This is a genomic window from Alistipes sp. ZOR0009 (genome assembly GCF_000798815.1).
GTDB lineage: Bacteria > Bacteroidota > Bacteroidia > Bacteroidales > ZOR0009 > Acetobacteroides.
This window is the reverse complement of sequence record NZ_JTLD01000004.1, coordinates 219,341-243,700: the sequence shown is the minus strand read 5'-3', so window position 1 is coordinate 243,700 and position 24,360 is coordinate 219,341. Positions and strand designations below refer to the sequence as shown.

21 protein-coding genes are annotated in these 24,360 nt (G+C 42.5%); 12 read left to right on the top strand and 9 right to left on the bottom strand.

Annotated elements, in window-relative coordinates; translation table 11 throughout:
* Positions 1 to 87 precede the first annotated feature (87 nt).
* The 3 genes from L990_RS18965 to L990_RS01750 all read left to right on the top strand — a co-directional run bounded on the left by L990_RS18965 (position 88) and on the right by L990_RS01750 (position 5,127).
* Positions 88 to 999 (top strand): CPBP family intramembrane glutamic endopeptidase, encoded by a 912-nt coding sequence (locus L990_RS18965; RefSeq protein WP_052180640.1) that lies wholly within the window; start codon positions 88 to 90, stop codon positions 997 to 999.
* A gap of 125 nt (positions 1,000 to 1,124) precedes the next feature.
* Positions 1,125 to 2,315 carry a glycine C-acetyltransferase gene (kbl, locus tag L990_RS01755; RefSeq protein WP_047444863.1) on the top strand — a complete coding sequence of 397 codons (1,191 nt, stop codon included), beginning with the start codon at positions 1,125 to 1,127 and terminating at the stop codon, positions 2,313 to 2,315.
* Between the two features lie 172 nt (positions 2,316 to 2,487).
* Positions 2,488 to 5,127, top strand: a complete 2,640-nt coding sequence (locus L990_RS01750) for a DUF5686 and carboxypeptidase regulatory-like domain-containing protein (RefSeq protein WP_047444861.1) — start codon at positions 2,488 to 2,490, stop codon at positions 5,125 to 5,127.
* Positions 5,128 to 5,986: 859 nt separating this feature from the next.
* On the opposite strand, the gene L990_RS01740 is transcribed toward L990_RS01750, so the two are convergent.
* The 6 genes from L990_RS01740 to L990_RS18960 form a co-directional block, all read right to left on the bottom strand.
* Positions 5,987 to 6,367, bottom strand: coding sequence for a hypothetical protein (locus L990_RS01740; protein WP_047444858.1), 381 nt, complete (start codon positions 6,365 to 6,367; stop codon positions 5,987 to 5,989).
* 387 nt (positions 6,368 to 6,754) lie between these two features.
* Complete coding sequence (locus tag L990_RS01735; protein ID WP_047444856.1) at positions 6,755 to 7,615, bottom strand: hypothetical protein; 861 nt, start codon at positions 7,613 to 7,615, stop codon at positions 6,755 to 6,757.
* Between the two features lie 6 nt (positions 7,616 to 7,621).
* Positions 7,622 to 8,854 carry a tetratricopeptide repeat protein gene (locus L990_RS01730; RefSeq protein ID WP_047444854.1) on the bottom strand — a complete coding sequence of 411 codons (1,233 nt, stop codon included), beginning with the start codon at positions 8,852 to 8,854 and terminating at the stop codon, positions 7,622 to 7,624.
* A gap of 115 nt (positions 8,855 to 8,969) precedes the next feature.
* Entirely contained in the window at positions 8,970 to 9,344 is a 375-nt protein-coding gene (locus L990_RS01725; protein WP_047444852.1) for a hypothetical protein, read from the bottom strand.
* Between the two features lie 3 nt (positions 9,345 to 9,347).
* On the bottom strand, positions 9,348 to 9,935 hold the full coding sequence (locus L990_RS01720; RefSeq protein ID WP_052180639.1) for an RNA polymerase sigma factor: 588 nt from the start codon (positions 9,933 to 9,935) through the stop codon (positions 9,348 to 9,350).
* On the bottom strand, positions 9,904 to 10,278 hold the full coding sequence (locus L990_RS18960) for a DUF6249 domain-containing protein (protein WP_052180638.1): 375 nt from the start codon (positions 10,276 to 10,278) through the stop codon (positions 9,904 to 9,906). The genes L990_RS01720 and L990_RS18960 overlap by 32 nt, the downstream gene beginning before the upstream one ends.
* Before the next feature lie 149 nt (positions 10,279 to 10,427).
* Between L990_RS18960 and dgt the strand changes: the two genes are divergently transcribed.
* Entirely contained in the window at positions 10,428 to 11,786 is a 1,359-nt protein-coding gene (gene dgt, locus L990_RS01710; RefSeq protein WP_156121274.1) for a dGTP triphosphohydrolase, read from the top strand.
* Between the two features lie 67 nt (positions 11,787 to 11,853).
* On the opposite strand, the gene L990_RS18955 is transcribed toward dgt, so the two are convergent.
* Positions 11,854 to 13,275, bottom strand: a complete 1,422-nt coding sequence (locus L990_RS18955) for a M20/M25/M40 family metallo-hydrolase (RefSeq protein WP_052180637.1) — start codon at positions 13,273 to 13,275, stop codon at positions 11,854 to 11,856.
* A gap of 272 nt (positions 13,276 to 13,547) precedes the next feature.
* Between L990_RS18955 and L990_RS01695 the strand changes: the two genes are divergently transcribed.
* The 8 genes from L990_RS01695 to efp all read left to right on the top strand — a co-directional run bounded on the left by L990_RS01695 (position 13,548) and on the right by efp (position 20,856).
* The gene (locus tag L990_RS01695; RefSeq protein ID WP_047444846.1) at positions 13,548 to 14,360 is read left to right on the top strand and encodes a hypothetical protein; all 813 of its coding nucleotides are present in this window, start codon (positions 13,548 to 13,550) and stop codon (positions 14,358 to 14,360) included.
* 99 nt (positions 14,361 to 14,459) lie between these two features.
* Positions 14,460 to 15,017, top strand: a complete 558-nt coding sequence (locus tag L990_RS01690; RefSeq protein WP_047444844.1) for a thioredoxin family protein — start codon at positions 14,460 to 14,462, stop codon at positions 15,015 to 15,017.
* Positions 15,018 to 15,118: 101 nt separating this feature from the next.
* Entirely contained in the window at positions 15,119 to 16,072 is a 954-nt protein-coding gene (locus L990_RS01685; RefSeq protein WP_047444842.1) for an SPFH domain-containing protein, read from the top strand.
* Positions 16,072 to 16,512: an NfeD family protein gene (locus L990_RS01680; RefSeq protein ID WP_052180636.1), complete on the top strand. Its 441-nt coding sequence runs from the start codon at positions 16,072 to 16,074 to the stop codon at positions 16,510 to 16,512. The genes L990_RS01685 and L990_RS01680 overlap by 1 nt, the downstream gene beginning before the upstream one ends.
* 252 nt (positions 16,513 to 16,764) lie before the next feature.
* Positions 16,765 to 18,138, top strand: a complete 1,374-nt coding sequence (locus tag L990_RS01675) for a TolC family protein (RefSeq protein ID WP_047444840.1) — start codon at positions 16,765 to 16,767, stop codon at positions 18,136 to 18,138.
* A gap of 4 nt (positions 18,139 to 18,142) precedes the next feature.
* Positions 18,143 to 19,462, top strand: coding sequence for an efflux RND transporter periplasmic adaptor subunit (locus L990_RS01670; RefSeq protein WP_047444838.1), 1,320 nt, complete (start codon positions 18,143 to 18,145; stop codon positions 19,460 to 19,462).
* Between the two features lie 66 nt (positions 19,463 to 19,528).
* Positions 19,529 to 20,221 (top strand): tRNA (adenosine(37)-N6)-threonylcarbamoyltransferase complex dimerization subunit type 1 TsaB, encoded by a 693-nt coding sequence (tsaB, locus tag L990_RS01665; protein ID WP_047444837.1) that lies wholly within the window; start codon positions 19,529 to 19,531, stop codon positions 20,219 to 20,221.
* Positions 20,222 to 20,286: 65 nt separating this feature from the next.
* Complete coding sequence (gene efp, locus L990_RS01660; RefSeq protein WP_047444835.1) at positions 20,287 to 20,856, top strand: elongation factor P; 570 nt, start codon at positions 20,287 to 20,289, stop codon at positions 20,854 to 20,856.
* Positions 20,857 to 21,969: 1,113 nt separating this feature from the next.
* Here efp and L990_RS01655 read toward each other — a convergent pair.
* Together L990_RS01655 and L990_RS01650 are read right to left on the bottom strand one after the other, a co-directional pair.
* Positions 21,970 to 22,737, bottom strand: coding sequence for an abortive infection system antitoxin AbiGi family protein (locus tag L990_RS01655; protein ID WP_047444833.1), 768 nt, complete (start codon positions 22,735 to 22,737; stop codon positions 21,970 to 21,972).
* Positions 22,738 to 22,826: 89 nt separating this feature from the next.
* Entirely contained in the window at positions 22,827 to 24,209 is a 1,383-nt protein-coding gene (locus L990_RS01650; RefSeq protein ID WP_047444831.1) for a GAF domain-containing protein, read from the bottom strand.
* Positions 24,210 to 24,360 lie beyond the last annotated feature (151 nt).

Genomic DNA, 24,360 nt, shown 5'->3' with positions numbered 1-24,360 from the left:
AACGTTCAATTTGAGCCACAAAAATAGAAAGAATTATTACAGTTTGCGTTAGGTACATTTTTGTAGATTTGCAGTAAATCTGAGCAAATGATAACAACCAAATCCGTCCTATTTAAGATCGTTATAAGCTTCTTGATCATTGCCCTTACAACGTTGGTAACGCTGCTATTAGGCGAAGCTATTTTTCCGAACTCTGCAAATGCAGTGGAGCTTCTGCTGAAGGATGGGGTAAAGCTTACGCCTCAGATACAGTCGCTATTGCTGCAAATGAAGCTGTCGCAAGGAGTACAAACCGTCGGAATATTTTTGATTCCAGCAGTGGTGGTTCTTTTTGTTTTCTATCGAAAAAGTGGGGTTCTTCTTCCATTGACTTCGAAAGTTGGGGGCTATGATGTTCTATATGTGCTCTTTCTTATCATTTTCTCGAACACGTTTCTTGCGGTTGTTGCTCAGTATTCTCAAATGCTGCCTTGGCCGAAGGAGTTTATAAGTGGTGCGGAGCATAACGAAACGTTGACAAAGCTTCTTTTGATAGGAACTGGATATGGAGATCTTGCGCTCAATCTTCTTATAGTTGCTGTTCTTCCAGCATTCTGCGAGGAATTTTTCTTTCGAGGTTTCTTGCAGCGGGTTTTAATGAAATGGATTAAAGATGTTCACCTATGTATTCTTATTGCAGCAGTTGTTTTCTCCGCGTTTCATTTTGACGCAGTTAATTTTCTGCCTCGTTTTCTTTTAGGGGCAATGCTTGGCTATCTATTCTATTGGACAGGTTCACTTTGGCTGCCCATTATTGCCCACTTTTTAAATAACGCCCAGTTTGTGGTGGGGATGTTTGTTATAAACAAATTAAAGGGTAGTTTAGGCATGGGGGATATTGATGCAAGCCTATCGGTAAGTTCCTTTCATCTTATATTATCCGTTGCTTTTATAGGGCTTTTGCTTTTATCCATTTATCGAAGATATATGAGCGTAAAGGATTATAGGTTGTTGGAATAATGATCTTTTTAATTCAAATTTTTAAGATAGACGAGGATATTCCCTTCATATTTTCACACCACATTGCCATATAATTCCTACTTTTGGTGAGTTAATCGCATAACACCCAAAAAAGGATTAGAGCTATGTACGGTAAAATTCAAGAACATCTTCAAAAGGAACTTGCCGCTATTGAGGAGGCTGGTTTATACAAGAAGGAACGAATTATAACAAGCCCACAAAAGGCTGATATTACAATTAATACTGGTCAGGAAGTTTTAAACTTCTGCGCTAACAACTACCTTGGCCTTTCGGATAACCTTCGTGTTGTTAAGGCTGCCAAAAAGGCAATGGAAAAGCGCGGTTATGGAATGTCTTCGGTTCGCTTTATTTGTGGAACGCAAGATATCCATAAAGAGTTGGAGCATGCTATTGCAGACTACTTTGGAACTGAAGATACCATTCTTTATGCAGCCTGTTTCGATGCAAATGGGGGCGTTTTTGAGCCGCTATTCACCGAGGAGGATGCCATTATCTCCGATTCCTTGAACCATGCTTCTATTATCGACGGTGTACGTCTTTGCAAGGCCGTAAGATACCGTTATGCAAATGCCGATATGGAGGATTTGGAAAATCAGCTAAAGCTGGCTCAAGCACAACGCTTCCGCATTATCGTTACTGATGGGGTTTTCTCGATGGACGGTAACGTGGCTCCAATGGATAAGATCTGCGCCTTGGCAGAGAAGTATGATGCGCTTGTAATGGTAGATGAGTGCCACTCTGCAGGTGTTGTAGGTAAAACCGGACGTGGAGTTACCGAGCTGTTTAACCAACGTGGAAAGGTTGATATCATTACAGGAACGCTAGGTAAGGCTTTCGGTGGTGCTATTGGAGGTTTCACAACAGGTAGAAAAGAGATCATAGATCTACTTCGTCAGCGTTCTCGTCCATACCTTTTCTCGAACTCTATTCCACCAGCAGTTGTTGGCGCGAGCTTAGAGGTATTTACTATGCTAGGCGAGTCGGATGAAATTCATGATAAGCTGGTTCGTAATGTAGAGTATTTCCGTACAAAAATGGTTGATGCAGGCTTCGATATCAAGCCAACCCAATCGGCAATATGTGCTGTAATGCTATACGATGCTAAGCTATCTCAAGATTTTGCAGCAAAGCTTCTTGAAGAGGGTATTTATGTTACCGGATTCTACTATCCTGTTGTTCCTAAGGGGCAAGCTCGTATTCGTGTACAAGTTTCAGCTGGACACGAAATGGAGCATCTTGAAAAGTGCGTAAATGCCTTTATCAAGGTAGGAAAGGAAATGGGAGTTCTTAAATAGAGCGTTTTTATTTCTCGATATGGAAGGAGGCTACCGTAAGGTGGCCTCCTTTGCTTTTGTACTAAGCGTAATTGGCGCGGTCTCTTGCCCTTTTATTGTTAACTTTGCAGCAAAGTTAATCGTAAACAAGAACCTCTATCGAGGGTTTTACTAATAAAAATTGCACTACATTATGTTACGATGGAAGGTTTTATCGCTCTTATTCATCTTATCTACTCCCTTTTTGTCTTTCTCGCAGCGTATTGTTGGCAAGGTGACCGACAATCAGGGGAACCCTGTTCCTTTTGCTACCATTTTTGTGAAGGAGATGAGCAAGGGGCTCTCTGCAAATGACAAGGGGCTATACCAGATATATGTTGAGCCAGGAACTTTTACCGTAAAGTTTCAGTCTATTGGTTTTAAGGCAAGCTTGCAGGAGATTAAGGTCGGAAATAAGGACGTAACTCTTAACGTGCAGCTCGAAGAGGCCGTGTACAACCTCTCTCAGGTTACTGTTTCGAGTAAGGATAATCCTGCCCTTTGGATTATACGGAAGTCGATAGCTCTGGGGCAGCAGTACAAGCGCTCTGTGGCTGCCTACAACTCCGATATATACATTAAGGGAAGCTTTAACGTGCGGAAGTACTCCCGTTTGCTGAAATACATGACTCCTAAAAGTATTGATATACCCAAAGAGGGAAAGACTTATTTTGCGGAGATGTTTACCAAGGTCAACTTTAATGCGCCCGACACCTATAGCCAGCGCATTGTCTCCTTTCGATCTACCTTACCAGGTGCCGATTCGAAGGATAACTTTCCTGGATTGGAGTTTTTAAATACAAGCATCTACGATAACTCCTTTAGCGATATCCCTTCGCCTCTTGGGCTTAACGCCTTTTCTTACTACAACTACAATTTGGTAGGATCTTCGTTGGAAAATAATGTTCCTGTATACAAAATTAAGGTTACCCCCAAGCGTCCATCTGGAAAGTTCTTTAAAGGCTTTCTTTACATTGCCGACAATACCTATGCGGTGAAGAATGCCGACCTTACCTTTGAAATGAGCTTTGGTATGGCAAACTTTAAGATCGCTTTCGATTTGATAGAGGAAAGTGCGGTGCTACCAACTAGCTACCAGCTCTTTGCTGATGGCGGTTTGCTAGGAAGCGCTGGTTGGGTAAAAAGTAGTGGATCGCTAAAGTATTCGAACGTATCAATTATTGGTCGTCGATCTAAACCAACTCCTAAGCCAGTTGCTGTAGATGCTAATGCGGCTCGCATTGCGCAGGAAAAGCGAGCTGCTGCTGAGCGAAAAAAGGAGGAGCAGCAAGCAAAGAGGCAGGCAAAGATTGATGCGCTTATGAATAAGACCGCAATGTCTAAGTCTGACATGAATAAGCTTGCTAAGCTGGTTAAAGCAGAGGAGGAGGCTAAGCGTCCGGATACGCTAAAAACCTTGGAGCTTCGAGGGCTGGATAAGGTCGATTTTTCTGATGACTTTAACCAGAAAGATTCGTCCTACTGGACAAACCTTCGTCCGATCCCGTTGGAAGAGGAGGAGAAAGAGGCATTTGTCAAGGTTGATAGCGTTAAATCATTTAAGGATAGAATTGCGGCTTTCGAGAACCTGACACGAACAGGCGAAAAGGTAACTCCTCTTGCGCTTGCAACCGGAGGTTACCTGTACCGAGGTAAGGGGCTTGACATTAAGACAAAGGGCTTTTTCAATCCAAACTATACCTACTTTAACCCCATTGATGGCTTTACCGTAGGCAACCGATTTGCCATTTTTAAAGATTTATCAGGAAGCCGCGAGCTGACAACCTACCTAATTCCGATGTACTCTTTCAACCGAAACCGGTTGATGGGAGTGGGGCATGCCAGTTATCTTCTTTTTCCAAGAAGGATGGCGTGGCTGACAGTTGGAGGAACCTACGCTTCGCGCGATCTTAATATCGATCAGCCGGTTCAGCCTTTGGTAAACTCGGTAACCTCGTTGCTGATGAAGGATAGCTATACCCGAGCAATGGATGTTCGTGGTGGCTATGTAAAGCTTACCTACGAGGTGGCAAACGGCCTTACTGCCGAAGGTATATTCTCGTACTACGATAGAAAGCTGGTGAGCAACAGCACCAACTTTTCGTTTCTTAAGCGTAGTAGCCAGTACGACGAAAACATTCCGGTAAACGAGTATCTCTCTACCCATCCGCTTACCGATCATAAGCAAGCATCGCTAGAGGCTTCGCTTACCTATACGCCAGTTCAGTATTACCGAATGGATGGGGAGCGTAAGCGTTACGTGAAATCGGACTATCCAACCTTTCAGCTCCTTTACCGTCGAGGTATACTCGATGAAAGCGCGAGCCAGTACACCCTGCTTAAGGCTGCGAGCTGGAAGAGATGGGATTTGGGCTTTCTTTCGGAGCTGTGGTACAAGGTGGAGGGTGGAACCTTTCTCAACTCGAAGAAGCTGCAGCTGCCCGACTTCTATTTCCCAAAAGTGGATTATACAATGGTTACCCTGCAGCCCACCAAGCAGTCTTTCCACTTAATCCCATTTTACCGTTTTGCTACGCCGGGCTGGTTTGTTGAGGGGCACATGCTTTACGAGGCCGACAACATCATTATTAAGCAGCTGCCCTTTTTTAAGGGAACCGTGTATACCGAAAATATCTACCTAAGCTACTTCAACAGCAAGCAGCTGCGTAACTATGTCGAGATTGGCTACGGCATAGATAAGATTTTTGTGCTAATGGAGATTAAGGGGATTGTCGGCTTTGAGGATGGCAAGTTCAGATCGGTTGGCTTGAGCATATCCTTTAACCGCGACTAGGATATATAGCAGCATATAGGGGCCGCAGGTTGGGTTGCACACCTATACCTGCGGCCTTTTCTGTTTTTGGAAGAGGCGGCGGGCGTTAGCTCGATGGCTGTAGCTTATTTGTAAGAGGCCAGTTTTATGGTTGATATATATGTCAATATCGGAACCCTAATCTTCAAATTTAGCAGTGGTATACGCTGTAAAGCTTTAGTAGCTTTTTCTAGTACATGTTTGTTAATTGGCGGATTCTTTCACGCAACCTCGTTTGGCTGCATTGTAGGAGTGTGTTTTGTTTTAAGTTGCTGTAATTCAATACAAAATAGATGGTTTTGTTTTGAAGTTTGCTGCTTTTGCTTTAGCAATTGGAGGTTTTGCTTCAACGAAATAAGATATTACTTCAACGAAATAAGGTTTTGCTCAAGCATTATGAGGTTTCCTTTAAACAAAACCTTATATCGTTGAAGCATTATAAGGTTTTGCTTAAGCAATATGTCATTTCCTTTAAGCGAAATAAGGTTTTGCTTAAGCATTTTGAGATTTTCCTTAAGCGTTATCTCTTTTTGCTTTTACAAATGTGCATGCTGCTAAAGTCAAACGATGTAGCTATTATGGGTTTAGGAAAGCGGGAGAAAGGTGCAGAGGTAAGGCTCAAGTTTATGCTGTTTAGGTTGCCGCTTTATGGGCTAAGCTCCATTCGTTGCAACCTACCTTGCTGATAATGGAGGGATTGGGAGATGCGTAAGGGGAATAATGTAGAGCTGCAGTAGTTTGGCCTGTTGCGAGATAGGCTTTTGCCATAAAAGTAGCCTAATAGGTAAAAACAAAAGAATCCCAAGCACAAGGTTGTTGGACTTGGAATTCTTTTAGAGGCTTATCGTACCCGAACAACTGCGGGTACCAGGTAAATGAGCGAGCAAATTAGAAGAAAGGCTCCCAGTGCGATCGAGCCGCCTGGGTATATAAACTCGGCAATCAGCCTAACAAAGAAGAAGATGGCAGATAGGAAAAGCACCGCTTTGCCAAGCCCAGAGTTAAGGATGTCGCGCTTAAAAAAGAGGAGCACGCACCCCAGGGCCAGCATCATTACAATAATCCCGATGTTCATCATCTGCATCAGGTTGCTGTTTACCAGATTCAATTTTAAAAGTTCGGTTTTCCAATCGAATATCAGCCAAAAGGACATGTGGAATAGGCCGAAGAATAGGAAGGTAATCCCCCCGATGGAGACCATTGTTTTTCTAAATTTTTCCATTGCGTATAAGTATTATAGTTTAACATAGATTTATTTATTAATGTGGCAAGGACGCTTGCCGTTAAGCCGCTAACCTTACTTATATATTTATACAGAAGCAACAACATTCCATCAGCACTAAACCATCCTCTGCATCTAAGGGGTGGGTATCTGCAGCCCAATCTGCTGTTAACCCACTAAAGATAGCAATTTGTCGGTCTCGTGATTCATCTCTCTTAAAATATTTTGACTTTTAGGTTTGCTATTAGCCGAATGCTGCTGCTTGTATTGGGGTTGCAAAGCGGAAGATTGCAGAGGGTGCCTAATGGCGGCCTCTACGATGTAGATTACGGCATAAAAAAATACCTAGCCATAAGTTGGCTAGGTATGTATCATTTGGGGTAACGATTAGTACATGTTATTATCGAGCGATGCGCCAAACTTTCGGTATCGGAATGCCAAATTTTCGGTGAGCACGCCCTCGCTGTTGTAGTATTTACGCTGCGAGATACGTCCCGAGTAGTAAACAATCTCCTCCTTGCCTAACATCTTTCCCATTTCGTCGTATCGGGTGGTAGATTCGAGCTTGCCTTCCTTATTGTAGGTGTAGGCGTAAAGGATGTTCTCCTTTTGCTTGTCGGCCTTTACGCTTTTGACCATCTTTTTGGCTACCCTGCCCAGCGAGTCGTAGGTGTAGGTGGTTTGGCGGCTAAAAGTGGAGTCGGCATCAAGGATAACCTTCATCGACGCCTTCATCTTAACCTCGTTGCCTTTAGCGTCGTACGAGTAGCTGAGGCTGGCAATAGACTTACCCTTGCCGTCGTACACCTTAATCTTCGAGGCGCGTCCGTTGGCATCGTTCGTAATCACATCCTTACGGGTTAGAACGGTGTCTGTTCCGTTTAGCTGGAAGTGCTCGCGTTGGGCCAAAAGGTTACTCTCAATTCGGTATAGGATTCTTCTATCGAGCTTCTCGTTGATGTAGCGTTCGAAGCGGTTGAGGCGCTTGTTGGCATCGTAGAAGTACCAGCGGTAGTTCTTGATGGCCAAGTTGGGCTGCTCCATGTCCAAATCGCGCGATACGTTCCAAAGGGTATCGGCCCATTTGAGGTTATAGATGGTAAAGTCGCTGGTGGGCTTTCCATCAACAATGTGTAACCGCGATGCGGTGATGGTGTACAGCGTGTCTCTTTTTGCCTTTTTGGCCTGCGCGTTTACGCCGGCAACGCCAATTAGCAGCAGTAGCAGAGATAGTAAGATTTTTTTCATGGCTGGTTAGATTTTACCGCAGTAAATGGCCTTCATCTCCCTTGCAGGAGCGTATCCCATCTTAATGGCCGTGTCGAAGTCGCTGCAAGCTCCCTGCATGTCGTTGATATTAACGCGCGAAATACCGCGGTTGTAGTATGCTTCGGCGTTTTTGGGGTTAAGCTTAATGGCGATGTTATAATCGGCAACTGCCTCCTTGTGCATTAGGAGAATACCCTTGCTTACGGCGCGGTTGTAGTAGGCATCTATATATTTAGGGTCTAGCTTAATGGCGGCGTCAAAGTCAGCAATCGAACCTTTGTAGTCTTTAGACATGGCCTTGGCGGTTCCGCGGCTATAGATGGCCTTCTTGAACTTAGGGTTCGCCTTGATGGCTTGGTTTAGGTCGGCGATGGCATTCTTAAAGTTGTTTTGGTACAGGTACTCCATGCCGCGGCTGTAGTAAACCTCGCTATACTTGGGGTTAAGGGTTAGCGCCTTGCTGTAGCAGCTCATGGCCTTTGCCAAACCCTTAGAGTTGGAGTAGGCGATACCCATTTCGTAGTACACCTGGGCATCTTGTCCGTTAATTTGGGCTGCCTTTTCAAGATCGGCAATTGCACCCTTGTAGTCCTTTAGCCCATTTTTGAAAAGTCCACGTTGCTTGTAGGCATCGAAGCTTTCTTTTCCGTTTCCTAGGAGCTTATCGTAGTCGCCAACGGCGTTCTTAAAGTCGTTAATGTTAACAAGGGAGTTGGCCCGGCTGTAGTAGGCCTCCATGTTGGTTCCATCTAGCTTAATAGACTTGGTGTAATCGGCAATGGCACCGTTGTAGTCGTGCTTAGAGGCTTTAATAAGGCCACGGTTGAAGTATGCCTTAGAGTTAAGAGAGTCTAGGGCAAGCGCCTTGTCCACGCTTTGAAGCGCGCCGTCGAAGTTGTTAAGCTTGCGTTGTGTTCCGGCTAGGTTAGACCAGTAGGCGGCTACAGCATCGTCCTTGTCAACCGCTTTTTGGAAATCGGCAAGCGCCTCATTGTCCATTTTTTGTGCCTCGTAGGCTAAACCTCGTTGGTTGTAGTACTCTGCCTTGCCGTTCCAGAAAATGGCCGATCCGTACATCTCAACCGCTTCGCTGTATTTCTTCTGCTTGTAAAGCTCTTCTGCCTGCTCAAACTTACTTGCTGCAATACGTGGTTTTACCACAAAAAACGCGATAGCAAGCACTACCACAAGCCCAATTCCAACAACAACTTTTTTCATCTTTGGTCGCTATCTAAAAATTCTATTTTAACTAACTAAGTTTTAGAAGCTCAAAGTAAAAACATTCTTGTGATAGTTAAAAATATTTAAGGTTAAAGTCCCAATTAATTTGAGGTTACCAAATAGAAAACATCTTAGGGGCATTCTTATGCTCTCCTTTGGCAAACCGTTTGAATAAAAAGATATCCAGCAGGCTAAATAGTAGAACGCCGAGCGATATTACGATAATGGTTTGCTGGTTTATGACGGAGCTTAGACCTAGCTGCTTGAGTAGCGTGCTTACTTGTGCGTAAATGGGCTCTAAGCTGACAGTAAGCGAAAGGATCGGCAACAGTATAGCCAGAAAAACGATTAGGCTGGGTATCTCCACCTTTGAACTTTGTGTTGCTTTTTGTGTCGCTACCTTACCTAGCACCTTGCTGGTAAAGTTTGCAGATGGCTGTTCGATGCCGTTGGCAAGTATCTCCTTTAAAAATTTATCCTGATCCATGGTTTAGAGTAAGTTTTTGGTTTCACCTTTTAGGAGCTTTTCGAGCTCCTCGTGCAGCTTTTTGCGAGCTCGATAGATTTTAACCTTTACGTTGGAGTCGGAGTATCCCGTTATTTGCGCTATCTCCTCCATCGACTTGCCATCGTAGTAGAACAGTATCAGCAGCAGGTTGTCGTCGCTATCGAGGCGCTCCATCGCTTTTTTGAGGAAGCGCTTCCGATCGTCCTGCTCTAAATCGCCAAACGCCTTGGCCTGCTGCTCGAACGACTCGGTTGCAACCACCTCTTCCTCGTAGGCTTTGGCGCGCTTCTGTTCGCGGGTTCGCGAGATTGCCGTGTTGTAGGCAATGCGGTATAGCCACGATGAGAAGCTGCTGTCCATTCGGAACAGGTTGAGCTTTGTAAATGCCTTGACAAAGACATCTTGTGCCACCTCTTCGGCTTCCTCCTTATTCTTCAGTATGTTTAGGGCAATGGTATACACCATTCCCTTGTAGCGGTTGATTAGCTCAGCCACTGCAGGGGAATGGTTCTCTTTGGCCCTTTGAATTAGAATAAGGTCAGAAGTCGCTTCCTGGGTGGTTACGCTCATGCCTAGAATAAATTAGGTAAAAAATAATCAGACCTAGTCCTCCAAATAGCATTGTAAAAGAGAAGTAGGCTGTAACTTCGTTAATCGAAGTTGTTTCGCTAACAATTCCTGCAACGAGTAGACCTACGGCTACTCCAATAAGGAAAAGTCCATTCTTTAATGAGGCATGCCTAGATATTTTCCTATTTGCATACACCTCCTCTGGTGTTGCCCCTCTTTCTATTAGCGCCATTCGTTCGCGGTTTCGCGATTTTATGGCGAAGTAGGCAATTCCAAATGCAAGCGCATTGCCAAAAACGATGGCGCAAATTGGAATTAGCATTGCCAATACTTTAGTTACCATGATTTAAAATTTTTAGTTCTTATCAGATAGACGCACAAGCGGCTACTTGGTTACAAGTTATTATACTTTATTACTTAAAGGTAGCATTTTTATGCATCGCAAAAAGCAGTATGGAATTGCGTTGGTAACATTTTCTTAAATCTGGTTAGATGGCTATCTTTGCAACAAACTCATCGACAATGTGGAATAAGCTCATTTGCGGAACACGCACCGGGAAAGAACATGCTTCTAGCACAACAACGCCTACCATTGGACGTTCTCATTTTCAGCGCGACTATGATAGGCTCATTTTCTCGTCGGCCTTCCGTCGGATGCAGAATAAGACGCAGGTTTTTCCGCTACCTGGTGCCGTTTTTGTGCATAACCGTTTAACTCATTCGTTAGAGGTAGCCTCTGTTGGGCGTACGCTTGGCTCTCTTATTGCCGATGAGCTGGTAAGCTGCCATCCCGATCAGGCAGAGTCGATTCGAGAAATCCCTCATATTGTAGCGGCTGCTTGCCTAGCGCACGACATGGGAAATCCTCCATTTGGGCATGCCGGCGAAACGATCATCTCGGGATACTTTCGCGACAACCATTCCGATTTGCAGGGACAGCTTACTAAGGGGCAGTGGAACGATCTGGTTTTTTTTGATGGTAATGCCAACGCACTGAGGCTGCTTACGGCTAAAATGAACGGTCGTCGCGATGGCGGATTTGGCCTTAGCTATTCTACGTTGGCCTCCATTATAAAGTATCCCTACGAATCGTCGCTTACCAATAAGAATAAGTTTGGTTTTTTTCAGGCGGAGAAGGAGCTTGCCCATAATATCGCCACCACGCTTGGACTAAAGGAGATAAGCAGCGATCCTTTGAAATTCGAACGCTATCCGCTGACCTTTTTGGTGGAGGCGGCCGATGATATTTGCTACCTGCTGATGGATTTGGAGGATGCCCATAAGCTCGGAATCCTCTCAAGCGATGAGGTGTTTAATCTTCTTTATCCGCTAGCCTACGATCCGAATAACGAGGGGGAGCTAACCGAGAATCTGAACATTGTTACCGACCCCAACGAGCGCATAGCGTATCTTCGAGCAGTGGCTATTAGCCGACTTATACAGCAATGTGCTGCTGCTTACATTGCGCATATTGGCGAAATTGAAACGGGGAATTTCCACACGCCGCTCATTAAGCTGCTGCCCCAGTCTTTTCTCGATGCCGCCGACCGTATTGTAGATATTTCGGTTAAGAAGATATACAACCATCACTCGGTTGTGGAGATTGAGATTGCGGGTTATCGTATTTTATCCACCCTCTGTAACGAGTTTACCGAGGCGATGCTTCACCCAGAGCGTAACCTTTCCAAGAAGCTCATAACCCGTATTCCTGTACAGTATAACACCCAATGCAAGGAGCCTTACGACCGCCTGATGACGGTTGTTGACTTTATTTCGGGGATGACAGATGTGTATGCGCTCGAACTTTACCGTAATATCACCGGAATATCCATCCCCGGAATTGTAAAGTAAGCTTTACAGGTGCAGGGTTGGATATCCGTGATGTATGTTTGGCGCTGGTAAGCGTTTGGATTTCGCTTTAGTAGCGTAGGAACTTGGTGAAAGAGAGCTCCACGCTTCGGTAGTGCATTCTCGGTTGATCTTCCATCATACGCTTAAAGCCGTAGCAGCAGCGTAAGGCCACCTGATTGTTCATTCCAATACCCCCAACCATTACGCTTAAGCCATAGTCATTCTTGTCTTTGCTAGCCATTGGCATCTTATCGCCGCTAACATAACGTTGAAAGGAGTAGCTGTAGTAGGGGCCAATGCCGAAAAATCCACGGCTTGAATTGTATGGAGAGATCAGCATAAAGTGTACTGGAACAAATATGCTGGGCATTATAATATTTCCGATGGCCGAACGCGATGTCTTTGCCTTAAGCAGCACATCAGATTGTATGGCACTTCTTTTCCCAAGCTGAATTAGTGACGAAATTCCAGCATTGAAGGTTAGGGTTGACTTATTGTCAACGCCTCCGCTAGTAAGCCTAAAGTGGTTTAGTCCTCCACCAAAGGTAAAGCCAAGGGCAACTGTAGGGATTGGATTATGGAAAGTTACATTGGGTTGTTCTGCAATAACCTCTACCAACTTTTTTAAGTTGTCTACAACAAACGCCATTCCTTCATAGTCAAGCGTATTGGCATCATCTTCGGGCTTGTGGTAAAAACCTTTTAGACCCGTGTCAATATATAACGCTGGAATGTTTTTTCTGAAAAATGGACCAGTATCGGTTCTAAAAACCATGCTAGATGGGCTTTTAACCAGCTTAACTTCACGATTCTTTTCGGACGAGAATAGAGAGGGAGAGATGGTTATACCTTTAAGCGATCCAATACCCGAAAAAATAACCCCATTGATAAGATCGGCACGTCCAATCATATCTACGCTCATCATTGCCTTAATCTTATCTAACGGTATAGGCGAGTTTTTTACAAACTTGGTCGATCCAACAAGGCCAACCTCTTCCGCATCAAAGGCAACAATCAAAATACTTCGAGCTGGTCTTTGATTATTAGAAAGTAGCAACCTCGCCAGCTCTATTATTCCAGAAACACCCGACGCATTGTCGTCGGCACCATTATAAATAACGGTATCGCCATCAGCGGTATAGCCAACATGATCGTAGTGGGCTCCGATAACCAAAAATTCATCCTTCAGCTTTGCGTCGCTTCCCTCTATATATCCCACAATGTTGGTAACCTCCTGGTTTCCGTCAAGCTGTTCGTGCCAGCTTACCTTATGCTCAAAGCTATTGCCGTAAGGCTTAAGTCCAACCTTTTGAAAGTTCTCGATGATGTACTCTCTGGCGAGCTTTATCTCTTCCGACTTGTAGGCTCTCCCCTTAAGAGAGTCGGAAGCAAGCACCTCCACCACCTTTCGGAGATTCGACACCGAAGCCTTTTGCTGGGCAAAGACAGGTGTGGTGAGTAGCAGTAAAATGATAACTCTAAAATTCATATTACGATTGTTTTAGTTTATATGTGGCTATTTTCCATTATTTGCTGATGATCTTAGCACCGCTTAAAAGCAGCTTGCTCTTCTTTGACGCATACCTATAACGAAGGTTACAAAAATAGTGTTCTTGCAATATTAGTAGGGAGAAAAGGTCGCCAATATTTGTATCGCCATTTAGGCATGTAGCTTTTGAACAACGAACCTTTCCGCTATATTTAGCCCATAATAAATTATAAAAATCCATCGGTAACACCTTAACAGAATATATCGGGATCATGGGAAACACTACAAAGCCATCTACAGAACACATCAATAGCGTGATGAATGAATCGGTTGCCGAACAAAGGGCAAAGGCAACGATTGAAACAGTAAAAAAGGAATTTGAGGCAGATGACGCCCTCCGATACCTAAAGAATGACTCGTTTAGCGCTGGTCCAGCATCATTGCTAGGGAAAATATTTTACGAAAAGGAAGGTGAGCCTACCTTAAAACGTTGGGCCCTATCTATTACACCTAAAGTTGACGAAGCATCGGTTCTTAAGGAGCCTATTACTCGAATGGAGCTTATTGTGGAGAACAAGGTGGCTGCAAATATTGAGTTTCTCTCCTTTCTATCATCGAGCCTTAGTAGCGATGAGATTTACGAGGTAAAGGTAATAGACAATGCGGTTGTCCGTTTGGTGGATCATGGCGAAGAGTGGGAGAAGTGCCTTATTAGCTGGATGCAATCGCCCTTTAATCATGAAATAATCAACGACCCCAAGGTAAAATCTATAGGTATTGTAACAGGTGTTGTTCAGAAGTTTATCATATCCAAGAAATATAAAAAATTTGATGCTTCGGTAAAAGGCGGCGCATACGGAGTAAACGTGGGAGGCGAGCTGTATACGAGCACCACGGAGTATTCGTTCGATACGCGTTACGGTATAGATTTGGTGTACCTACCTGCGGTGAAGTCTGTTGCCGAATTTTCTGATGTGGTGAGCAAAGGTATTAAGGTTCAAAATAGTAACCAGCTTGCGGCCATTAACAGCATGCTGAAGGAGGCCGACGAGAAAGCCTTTTTTGAAAGCATCTATATTTCGTAGCAAGCAGGGATGTTGCTGAATGCCTCCATTTTATTTAAAGGGCATTGAACTAGGTTCTAGAATTGGTGTTTAGCATACCTAATTCGTAAAATAAGGCTTATGGCAGCTACAGAATCTAATATGATCCCACTGGGAACAAAAGCCCCCGACTTTGCTTTGTTGGAACCATCAACAGGGAAGGTGCGAGGGCTTTACGAACTCAAGTCTAGCAAGGCTACTTTGGTAATGTTTATCTGCAACCACTGCCCTTTTGTGAAGCATATTAATGAAGGGCTGGTTGCCTTGGCAAACGACTATATGGAGAAGGGTGTTAGCATTATTGCAATCAGTTCCAACGATGCAGAGGCATATCCCGACGACTCTCCAGAGAAGATGGCAGAGGTGGCCGATCTGCTGAAGTATCCCTTCCCGTACCTGTACGATCAAACGCAACAGGTTGCAAAGGCGTACGATGCTTCCTGTACCCCCGATTTCTTCCTTTTTGACGGGGAACTATCGTTGGTATATAGGGGACAGCTGGATAGCTCGCGTCCATCAAATGGCATTCCAGTTACAGGTGAGGATATTCGTGCAGCAATAGAGGCTGTGCTAAATGGGAATAAGCCCACGGCAAAACAAATTCCAAGTATCGGATGCAGCATTAAATGGAAGGGCTAGCACATTTTTATAATTATTCCCTATTTGGTAGTAGGGATTTCGAGTAAGAATGCTATATTGGCCCTTGGTTAACTTTATTTTATTAACAAATTTAAATAGCTATGGTTGATATGGGATTAGGCGTTTTGATCGCTATTGTCGTGTTTGTGCTACTTCTGATACTGATGACTATTAAGGTTGTTCCTCAGCAGACTGCCTATATTATCGAACGTCTCGGTAAGTTTCACGAAGTTCTTAAACCTGGTATAAACTTTATCATTCCTTTTTTTGATAAGGTTGCCTACCGTTACACTTTAAAAGAGCAAACCTTCGATATACCCGAGCAAGTTTGTATTACCCGCGACAACGTGCAGGTAATTGTAGACGGTGTGGTTTTCCTTCAGGTTGTTGAACCTCAAAAGGCGGCATACGGAATTAGCAACTACATCTTTTCGGTAACCCAGCTGGCGCAAACAACAATGCGTAGCGAAATGGGTAAAATAGAGCTAGATCGTACCTTCGAAGAGCGAACCACCATTAATCGTGCAGTTGTTGAAGCTATCGACGAGGCTTCTCAGCACTGGGGTGTAAAGGTGTTGCGCTACGAGATTAAGAATATTACTCCTCCACAATCAGTTCTTCATGCCATGGAGAAGCAGATGCAGGCCGAGCGTGAGAAACGCGCCCGTGTACTTCAGTCGGAAGGAGAAAAGCAGTCGGCTATTAACGTTGCCGAAGGACAGAAGCAGAAGGTGGTTCTGGAGTCGGAAGGTGTTAAGCTGCAACAAATAAACACAGCCGAAGGACAGGCTGCAGCAATTAGAGCTGTTGCTGTTGCAACTGCCGACGGTATAAAGGCTGTTGCCGCTTCTATTAAGGACGAAGGAGGCTTTGAAGCCATTCAGTTACGTGTTGCGGAGCAGCTTGTTGAGCAGTTTGGAAAGCTTGCTAAAACCAACAATACGCTTATCTTGCCTGCTAACTTTGGCGATATGGCATCAATTGTTTCTGGTGCCCTAACCGTTGTTAAGCAGCAGCTACCACAGAATTCGGGTAACCCAACTCCTATAAAGTAATGATGGACGTAATTAGCCATTCGCAGCTTTGGCTCATCATCGGCTTTTTAATGCTGGTGATTGAGATGTTCTCGCTCTCCTTTTTCGCCTTCTTTCTTGCTATGGGAGCATTGCTTACAGCGCTTCTTACCTTCTTTGGTATTTTGCCAACAATTACCTTACAGGTTGTTGTTTTCAGCGTAAGCTCCGTAGCGTTTTTACTCTTGCTTCGTAAATTTTTAAAACAAAAGTTCTCGCAGGCAAAAGATGGGGTAGGATACTCCGAGTTTTCTGGAGAAAAGGTAAAGGTGGTGCGTGAAATTCCCGAAAATGGGAGCGGTAGAGTTTTCTATCGAGGAGCCGAGTGGGAGGCTGTTAGCCACGATGGGGCTAGCATTCCTTTAAACGCAACTGTTACTATTGTAAGGATGGATGGAATCGTTGTTATTGTAAAAGAATAGCATTCCTCAAAAAATATCAGCCAGCATTTTCTCGAAATATGCTGGCTGTTTTTTATTCATAAGTGTGATTTAAAATCAGGTCGTGCATCTTTCAAGTTATTTCTATTTATTCTATTTTTAGCTAACTTGCGATGTGTCGATTAAGACTACTTAAAGGCAATATTGAACACCTTCCGACTTTACCCGTTACTTGGGTTGGATAGCGTTGGTGTTTATATCGTAGGATTCAACCTTAATAATAAATGTATTAGGATGAAATTAAAAATAGTTTTTTTGTTAGCAGCATCACTTTTCTTTTCGGCAGCAGGAGATGCGCAGGAGACTTGGACTCTTGAAAGGTGTATTGAATACGCGCTAAGTAATAATATAACCATTAAGCAGCAAGGGTTAAACGTATCCAACGCCGAAAATACATTAAGGCAGTCGCAATGGAGCCAAACACCCACCATCTCGGGAAGCGGAAGCCAGTCTCTTTCTTTTGGACGTTCGCGAGATAACTCCAACTTCTCGGCTGTAGATAAAAACTCTTGGAGTGGAAGCTTTGGGGTTGGTAGCCAAGTCGAACTTTTTGGCGGTTTGAATAAGCGGAATACCATTGCCAAGAATAAGCTCGATCTCCAATCGGCTCTGCTAGATGTTGAGAAAACACGGAATGATGTATCGCTAAATGTTGTTGCGTCCTACCTGCAGGTGTTATTTAATGAAGAGCAGGTGCTAATCTCGCAAAGGCAGGTGGAGCTAACCAAGAGTCAGGTTGAAAGAACTCAAAAGTTGGTGGATGCGGGCAACCTCTCCCAGAGTAATCTTTTGGAGATTCGTTCTCAGCAGGCCCAAGAGGAGGTGGCATTGGTAAATGCGCAGAACCAGCTCGATATTGCCTACCTAACGCTTAAGCAGCTGCTCGAACTTTCTGCTGATACCCAGTTTAAGATAGATCATCCTAGTAATATCCCCATGAACGAGCAGTATGTGCTTGCCTCTCCTGGCTCTCTATTCGAAAGCTCGCTTGGACTTCCACAGATTAAGTCGGCAGAGGTGAAGGTGGAGAGTGCCGAACGTGGAGTAAAGGTTGCTCAAAGCGGTTACTACCCTACGTTGTCCTTTTCTGCTCAGTATGGAACAAGCTTCTTTAACCAGGCGCAGGAGCTGAAGTCGATGACAACCGATGCCAGCGGAAATCCGGTTGCCATCTACGGAAAGCAGGCTATAAGCGATCAGCTACGAAAGAATCAGACAACAAACTTGGGGCTCAACCTAAGCATCCCAATATTCAGCAGCTTTAGAAATAAGTACTCGGTTAATAACGCTCGTATAGGATATACTGCCGCGCAGCTTAACCTTCAGCAGCAACGAAACGTACTATATAAGGAAATAGCGCAAGCTCATGCCGATGCGGTTGGCGCTTTGAAAAAGTTTCATGCAACCCAAAAGGCTCGCGATGCCTTTGCCGAGACTTTTACCAATGCCGATAAGAAATTCAACGTAGGAGCAGCAAACTCCCTCGACTATAATACTGCAAAGAACAACCTTTCGAAATCGGAATCGGACTTGCTACAGGCAAAGTACGAGTTCATCTTTAAGACAAAAATTCTCGATTTTTACAAGGGTATTCCTATAAAACTGTAAGGCAATGAAAAAGAAAAATCTTACGAGATACATCATTATTGGCGCGGTTGCGCTTGTTGTTTTGCTTATTGTTGGAAAGAAGGCCGGATGGTTTGGTAAAGATGCCGTTACCAAAGTTGCCGTAGAAAAGCCTTTAGAGCGACGAATTGTGGAAACCGTTTCTGCTAATGGGAAAATACATCCTGTAACAGAGGTAAAGATCAGTTCCGACGTTTCGGGTGAAATTGTGGAGCTTCCTGTAAAGGAAGGGCAGCGGGTAAATCGTGGAGACCTACTGTTTAAGGTAAAGCCAGATCTGTATATATCTCAACGAGACAGAGCTGCTGCAGGCCTAAATACAGCAAAGTCGCGAATTAACCAAGCTCAGGTGCAGCTGCAAAAAGACGAGCAGGCATACAACCGTAATAAATCGCTTTACGAGCAAAAGGTAATATCTAAGTCGGAGTTCGAAAACTTCGAAGCCGCCTATAAAAACTCAAAGAGCAGCCTTCAGGCAGCGCAATCCGACTACCAAAGTGCGGAAGCCTCATTGAAGGAGGCTAATGAAAGCCTTTCCAAAACGACCATCTACGCTCCAATGAGCGGTGTAATCTCTAAGCTGAATGTGGAGCTAGGCGAAAGAGTTGTAGGAACAATGCAGATGACCGGTACCGAGGTTATGCGTATTGCCAACTTAAACCAAATGGAGGTTTATGCCGACGTAAACGAAAATGACATCGTAAAGGTAAAGCTGCACGACACGGCTTTTGTCGAAATAGACGCCTATCTGGGAAAGAAGTTTAAGGGGATAGTAACCCAAATAGCCAATTCGGCCACCACTAACGCTTCGAGCACCGATCAGGTTATCAACTTCGAGGTGCGTGTGCTTCTTTTGGAAGAGTCCTACGCTAGCTTGGTAAAGCCTAATAGCCCAAGCCCATTCCGTCCAGGTATGTCGGCATCGGTCGAGATCGAAACAAATGCTATACCACATGCCCTTTCTATCCCAATACAGGCCGTAACCAACTATATCGACTCTGCTAAGATAAAGGCACAGAAGGATAAGAAGGAAGAGGTAAAAGACCAGGAGGAGGCGACTCCTATTGACGATTCTGTTCTTGAAAAGTCGGGAGGCGAGGAGGTTGTATTTGTTTACAAGCCTAAAGAGAAAACGGTTAAAAGGGTAAAGGTAAAAACAGGAATTCAGGATAATACCTACATCCAAATCCTTAGCGGATTAAAGAAAGACGATCAGGTTGTTGTAAGCCCCTTTAGCGCCATATCGCGTAAGCTAAAAGATGGAACAGCAGTCGAAGTTGTTGCTAAAGATAAGGTATTTGAATAGAGCGCAATATTTAAGTATCTTTGCCGCCACAAGCCAAATGAAGGCTTAACAGCAAGCAAAAGATACATGAGCATCATACTTTGTATTGAAACGGGAACGGAGGTATGCTCCGTTTCCCTTTCAAAAGATAATCAGGTTATAGCCATACGCGAAAGTTCGGAACCGCAAGCCCACGCGCATTCTCTGGCGGTATTTATCGACGAGCTACTAGCATCTAACAACCTTACAGCAGCCGATCTTTCGGTCGTTGCCGTTAGCGAGGGACCCGGATCCTACACCGGCCTGCGAATTGGCGTCTCTACAGCAAAAGGAATATGTTTTGGAAGTAAGCTCCCAATGATTGCCATCGGTAGCTTGGCTGCGCTTGTTCAAGGAGCCCTAGGTCAGGTAACGGACCAAGGAGCGCTATACTGCCCAATGATAGATGCCCGTAGAATGGAGGTTTACACCGCGCTTTATAACGCTAAAGGCGAGAAGCAAACCGATGTTGAGGCGCTTATTATCGACGAAAACTCCTTTGCTAGCGAGCTCGAGCGTAACGTTATCTACTTCTTTGGCAATGGCGCTGGTAAATGTGCCGATGTAATTACCCATCCCAATGCACGCTTTATCGATGTAAAGGCCTCTGCCGCCAATATGGTTCCTATTGCACTAAATATGCTTTCTGCAGAGGTATTTGTCGATGTTGCCTACTACGAACCTTTTTATTTAAAGGACTTTGTGGTTACTAAATCGAAGAAAAATTTGCTAGGACTGTAATTTAGTGCAACCATTTTTAAAATCAATGAATTATATTTGCAACAAAATAAACTTGTAAACCTTTTATGGCAACTACAGCAGATATCAAAAACGGACTTTGCATCGAAATGAACGGTAAGCCATTTACAGTTGTTGAATTCCAACACGTAAAACCAGGTAAAGGTGCCGCATTCGTTAGAACAAAGCTTAGAAATCTAGAGAACGGACGTGTAATCGAAAATACCTTCAACGCTGGCGTTAAGATCGACATTATCCGCGTTGAGCGTCGTCCATACCAATTCCTGTACGAGGACGAGACTGGATACAACTTCATGCACAACGAAACTTTCGAGCAAATTACCCTAGAAAAGGATATCGTTGAAAACGCAGACCTAATGAAGGAAGGTCAGTACGTTGAAATGATGGTACACGCCGATAAGGAAGAGGTGCTAACCTGCGAGCTTCCTCCTTTCGTAGACCTAGTGGTAACCTATACCGAGCCAGGTCTAAAGGGCGATACCGCTTCTTCGAATGCGCTTAAGCCAGCAACCTTGGAAACTGGTGCTGAAATCCGCGTTCCGCTATTTATCAACCAAGACGAAAAGATTAGAATTGATACCCGTACTCGCAGCTACTCTGAGCGCGTAAAGTCTTAATTCTACCTTAAGAAATAGAACGAGGGGCTGTCCAAATGGGCGGCCCCTTTTTTATTCTGTAGGCTCCCTGGGTGATGCGTAGCGTACGGATCGCTAGCCAAAAGAAAATTCCGCTTGGCCGTGTAATTTTAGGATAGAGGCCAAAGCGGTCAATCCCCTGCAGTAAAGATTGCCTTACGTTACAAGCTGCTGGTGCGGATTTATTTGGACCGGTAGAACCAACTTTTGGAGCGAATCATCTCTAATTAATAGTATATATGTTTCTGATTATGTGGGCATATCCCGCCTGACGGCTATTGATAGTCGAGATGATCTGCTTAACTTTGCTCAGGATGATTGATTGAGTATGTGAAAGAGGTTAAGCATTAGGGGCTGTTAAGGCAGCAGCCGAATGCTCCGAATTAGACGGATAGTTTGTATGTGAAACCCTTTAAAATTTAATTTTCTATCCATAATTAATACTTTAATATATCCAACGGCCAGAAAAGGAGTTCTATCGGTGTGACACTGGCGGAGCTCCTTTCCTTACGTAAAGAGCGAAGCTTTTAAACGCTGCTTTATAAAACGGCACAGCCGTAGCTGACGTTGATTAGGGAGGGTACATCTCCGCTTATTGAATGAATTAATAGTTAACCTGTATTCTAATATTCCCAACAGCTGAGAAGCTCTACCGATGCGATACCGGTGGAGCTTTTGTTTCTTGTGGTTTTCTCCTTTTGGCAAGGGAAATACGTCTATAAGTAGCGTTTTATTAATGGTTGATATTTTTTGTAATCGTATGGTAATAATTTATATATGTATACACGGTACTTTGTTTTGCGCTTTAGTAAATCTTCTTTAATTTTAATGATCATCTATATCAGTCCAAGGCTAGATTCTGTTTGGTAGGATTCCTCAAATTTTACCGATTTGCAAAACCAAAAGTGTAATTTTTAAATTCGTTTAATATGGATTCCAACATTAAAGGTAAAGCCTCTGTTGGTGTGGTTGTGTTTTGAATATGAGCATTTATTTTTATTTAATCATAGTCTTAGACTACGACTTAAATTAGAGGAGTTCAATTACAAATTCCGACGATTTTTACACTTCGACTTAAATTATGTCTAATGAAAGTTACAGATCAAATTTGATTTGATTTGATGTAAATATTCTAGTGGTTAATATTTTAATCGTTTTTGAATCGTAAAAACCTTTTATTGATTCAATTTTTTCTATAAAAGAACTAATCTCAGAATCATCTTTTATTATTAAGTATTTAATATCTTGAGGTGTGAATTTTAAACTATAATAATTGCAAATTTTTTCGTTGTATATATCTCGTGTTTTCGAGTCATTAAAAGTTTTTTTATCTATACTTAAAGGTATTTCATCATTTGCAATATTAGGAATCCATCTCCATTCTCTTTCATCATAAAATTTTGTGAGTTCATATTTTCCGTTCCTGTACATCTTCCCTTCATAAGGCTTTATATGCATGAGTAATTCTGAAGTTATAAGCTTTATATCATCAGAATCTTTTAATTCATTGTTATTTAAATACCAAGTGATTAAATTTTCTATTGCATTTGAAGTCTTGGTGTTTGGCCTTGAATAAATTAAAGGGGTTAAGTTGTTTTTAAAGCCCCAATCTTTACTAAGACCTATACCGTATTCACCATATGTAATAAGGTGTGATTTAATTTTTGATAGAGGAATATCACAAAAGCAAACCATAGGATATGCTTGTTCTGTATTACTATATCCTTTTATAGAAAAATAGGATGAATCTTCTAGGCAATATCTAGGACTAAAGTTGGTTTTCAATATATTGACTAAATGGTCTATACTAGAAGTAAAATGAAAAAGAGTTTCAGCGCTTAAGTTTTCAGCAATTTTAGACATTTGTTTTATTTGAAAATTGTGTTTGTAATTTAATTAACAAATGCGATTTTCAAAATGTATTATATATTGAAAATCGCATTTGTAGATTGTTATTTATTTTTGTTTATATCATCTAAAGTGTCAAATACTTCGAATAATTTTATTAAAATCTCATTTCTTATCAATTCATCGATAGGCATCATTACCTCTTGCTTCATTAACTGATTGTATCTAGTTGATAATATAACGAGTCTTTTTTTTGTTTCAATGTCTTTCAACAGATCTACGATTGTCAAGCCTATTTTTATTGCTTCTTGAAATTTACCTAACCGCAATTTGTCTTTTGCGTTTTTTATTTTTTGTTCAATAGTTTCTTCTTCTTTTTCTTCTTTTTCTTTAATTACTTGTGATTTGTAATTGTTAATAGCAAGAGATGCAACATCTGATATTAATTGTAACGCTTTAATATCATAACTTGTAAATGTTGATGTGCCAATTTTATTTTCCGCTTTTATTACACCAAGTATGTTGTTGTCTATTTTTAATGGAGTTCCTATTAAGTTTTTAAATTCCCATCCTTTCTCATAATGTCTGTCTCCTAATTTTTTTGCGATTCCTTCTTTTTCCAAATTTGACAATTCTTCTTTACTATTAATTATCCAAAGTTGTCGGCTATCTGCAATTGCTCCTGTCAAACCATAGTAATCTCCAAGTTTATATTTAACTTCTTTCCTCCCTATGACAGATTGAGCATATCCAGCGCCTGCAGCACATTCTAAATAACCATCTTTTTCTAAGTAGAGAAAACAAACTTCTGTATTAAGAAAGTTCATTGTTAGTTTGACAATGTCTTCTAGTAATGTTTCAAACTTATTGTCTTTCTTAAGAAGGTTGGGAATTCTTTGAATAATAGACTCAAATTGTTCTGATTTTTTCCATTTTTGGTAGAAATCAATTTGAGTAATTGATAAAGAAAGTAATTGTCCTGCAAATTTCATCGCGTTAAACTCTTCATCAGAAAAGAATTCATCATCTATTTTGTTCTCTACTTTTATTAGACCAATTGATTTTTCATTTTGAAGTAAAGGAATTGCTATTAAATTTCTAAAATGTCGATTCCCAGTCCAAAGTATATCATCATATTTACCACTTGTGTTTATTTTGTGTGTTTTTATTTTTTCTATTAACTCAGTTTTATTTTTTATATTAAAAGGTTCTTGAGTGCGTAAGATGAAGCCTGTAAAACCTTCATCTTTTCTATACTCCGCTTTATTTACGATATCGCCTGCGTACCCACTACCCGCAACGCACGAGAATACTTCGTTATCTTCTTCTTTTTCAAGAAAAATCGAAAATGCTTCAGCTTTAAAATAATCAGTAACTTTCTGCAGAACTTCTTTTAATAATAAAAGTTTATCAAAGCTTCTTTTATCTCGTACACTTCTGGTAACAGTTGAAGAGATCGAATTTAAAAAAGAGTTTGTGTTTTCCATTTTTGTTGTTTTTAGTAAAAGTAAATGTAAGTTAGTGTTTTGTGGTGTTGTAATTTCATTTCTTTATAATTCAAGGTCTCATTCTTGTGTGAACATGAATTTCTGAGTATTGTTTTTCTTAACCTACTCGTCTTCGTAACTCTAGTTCTAT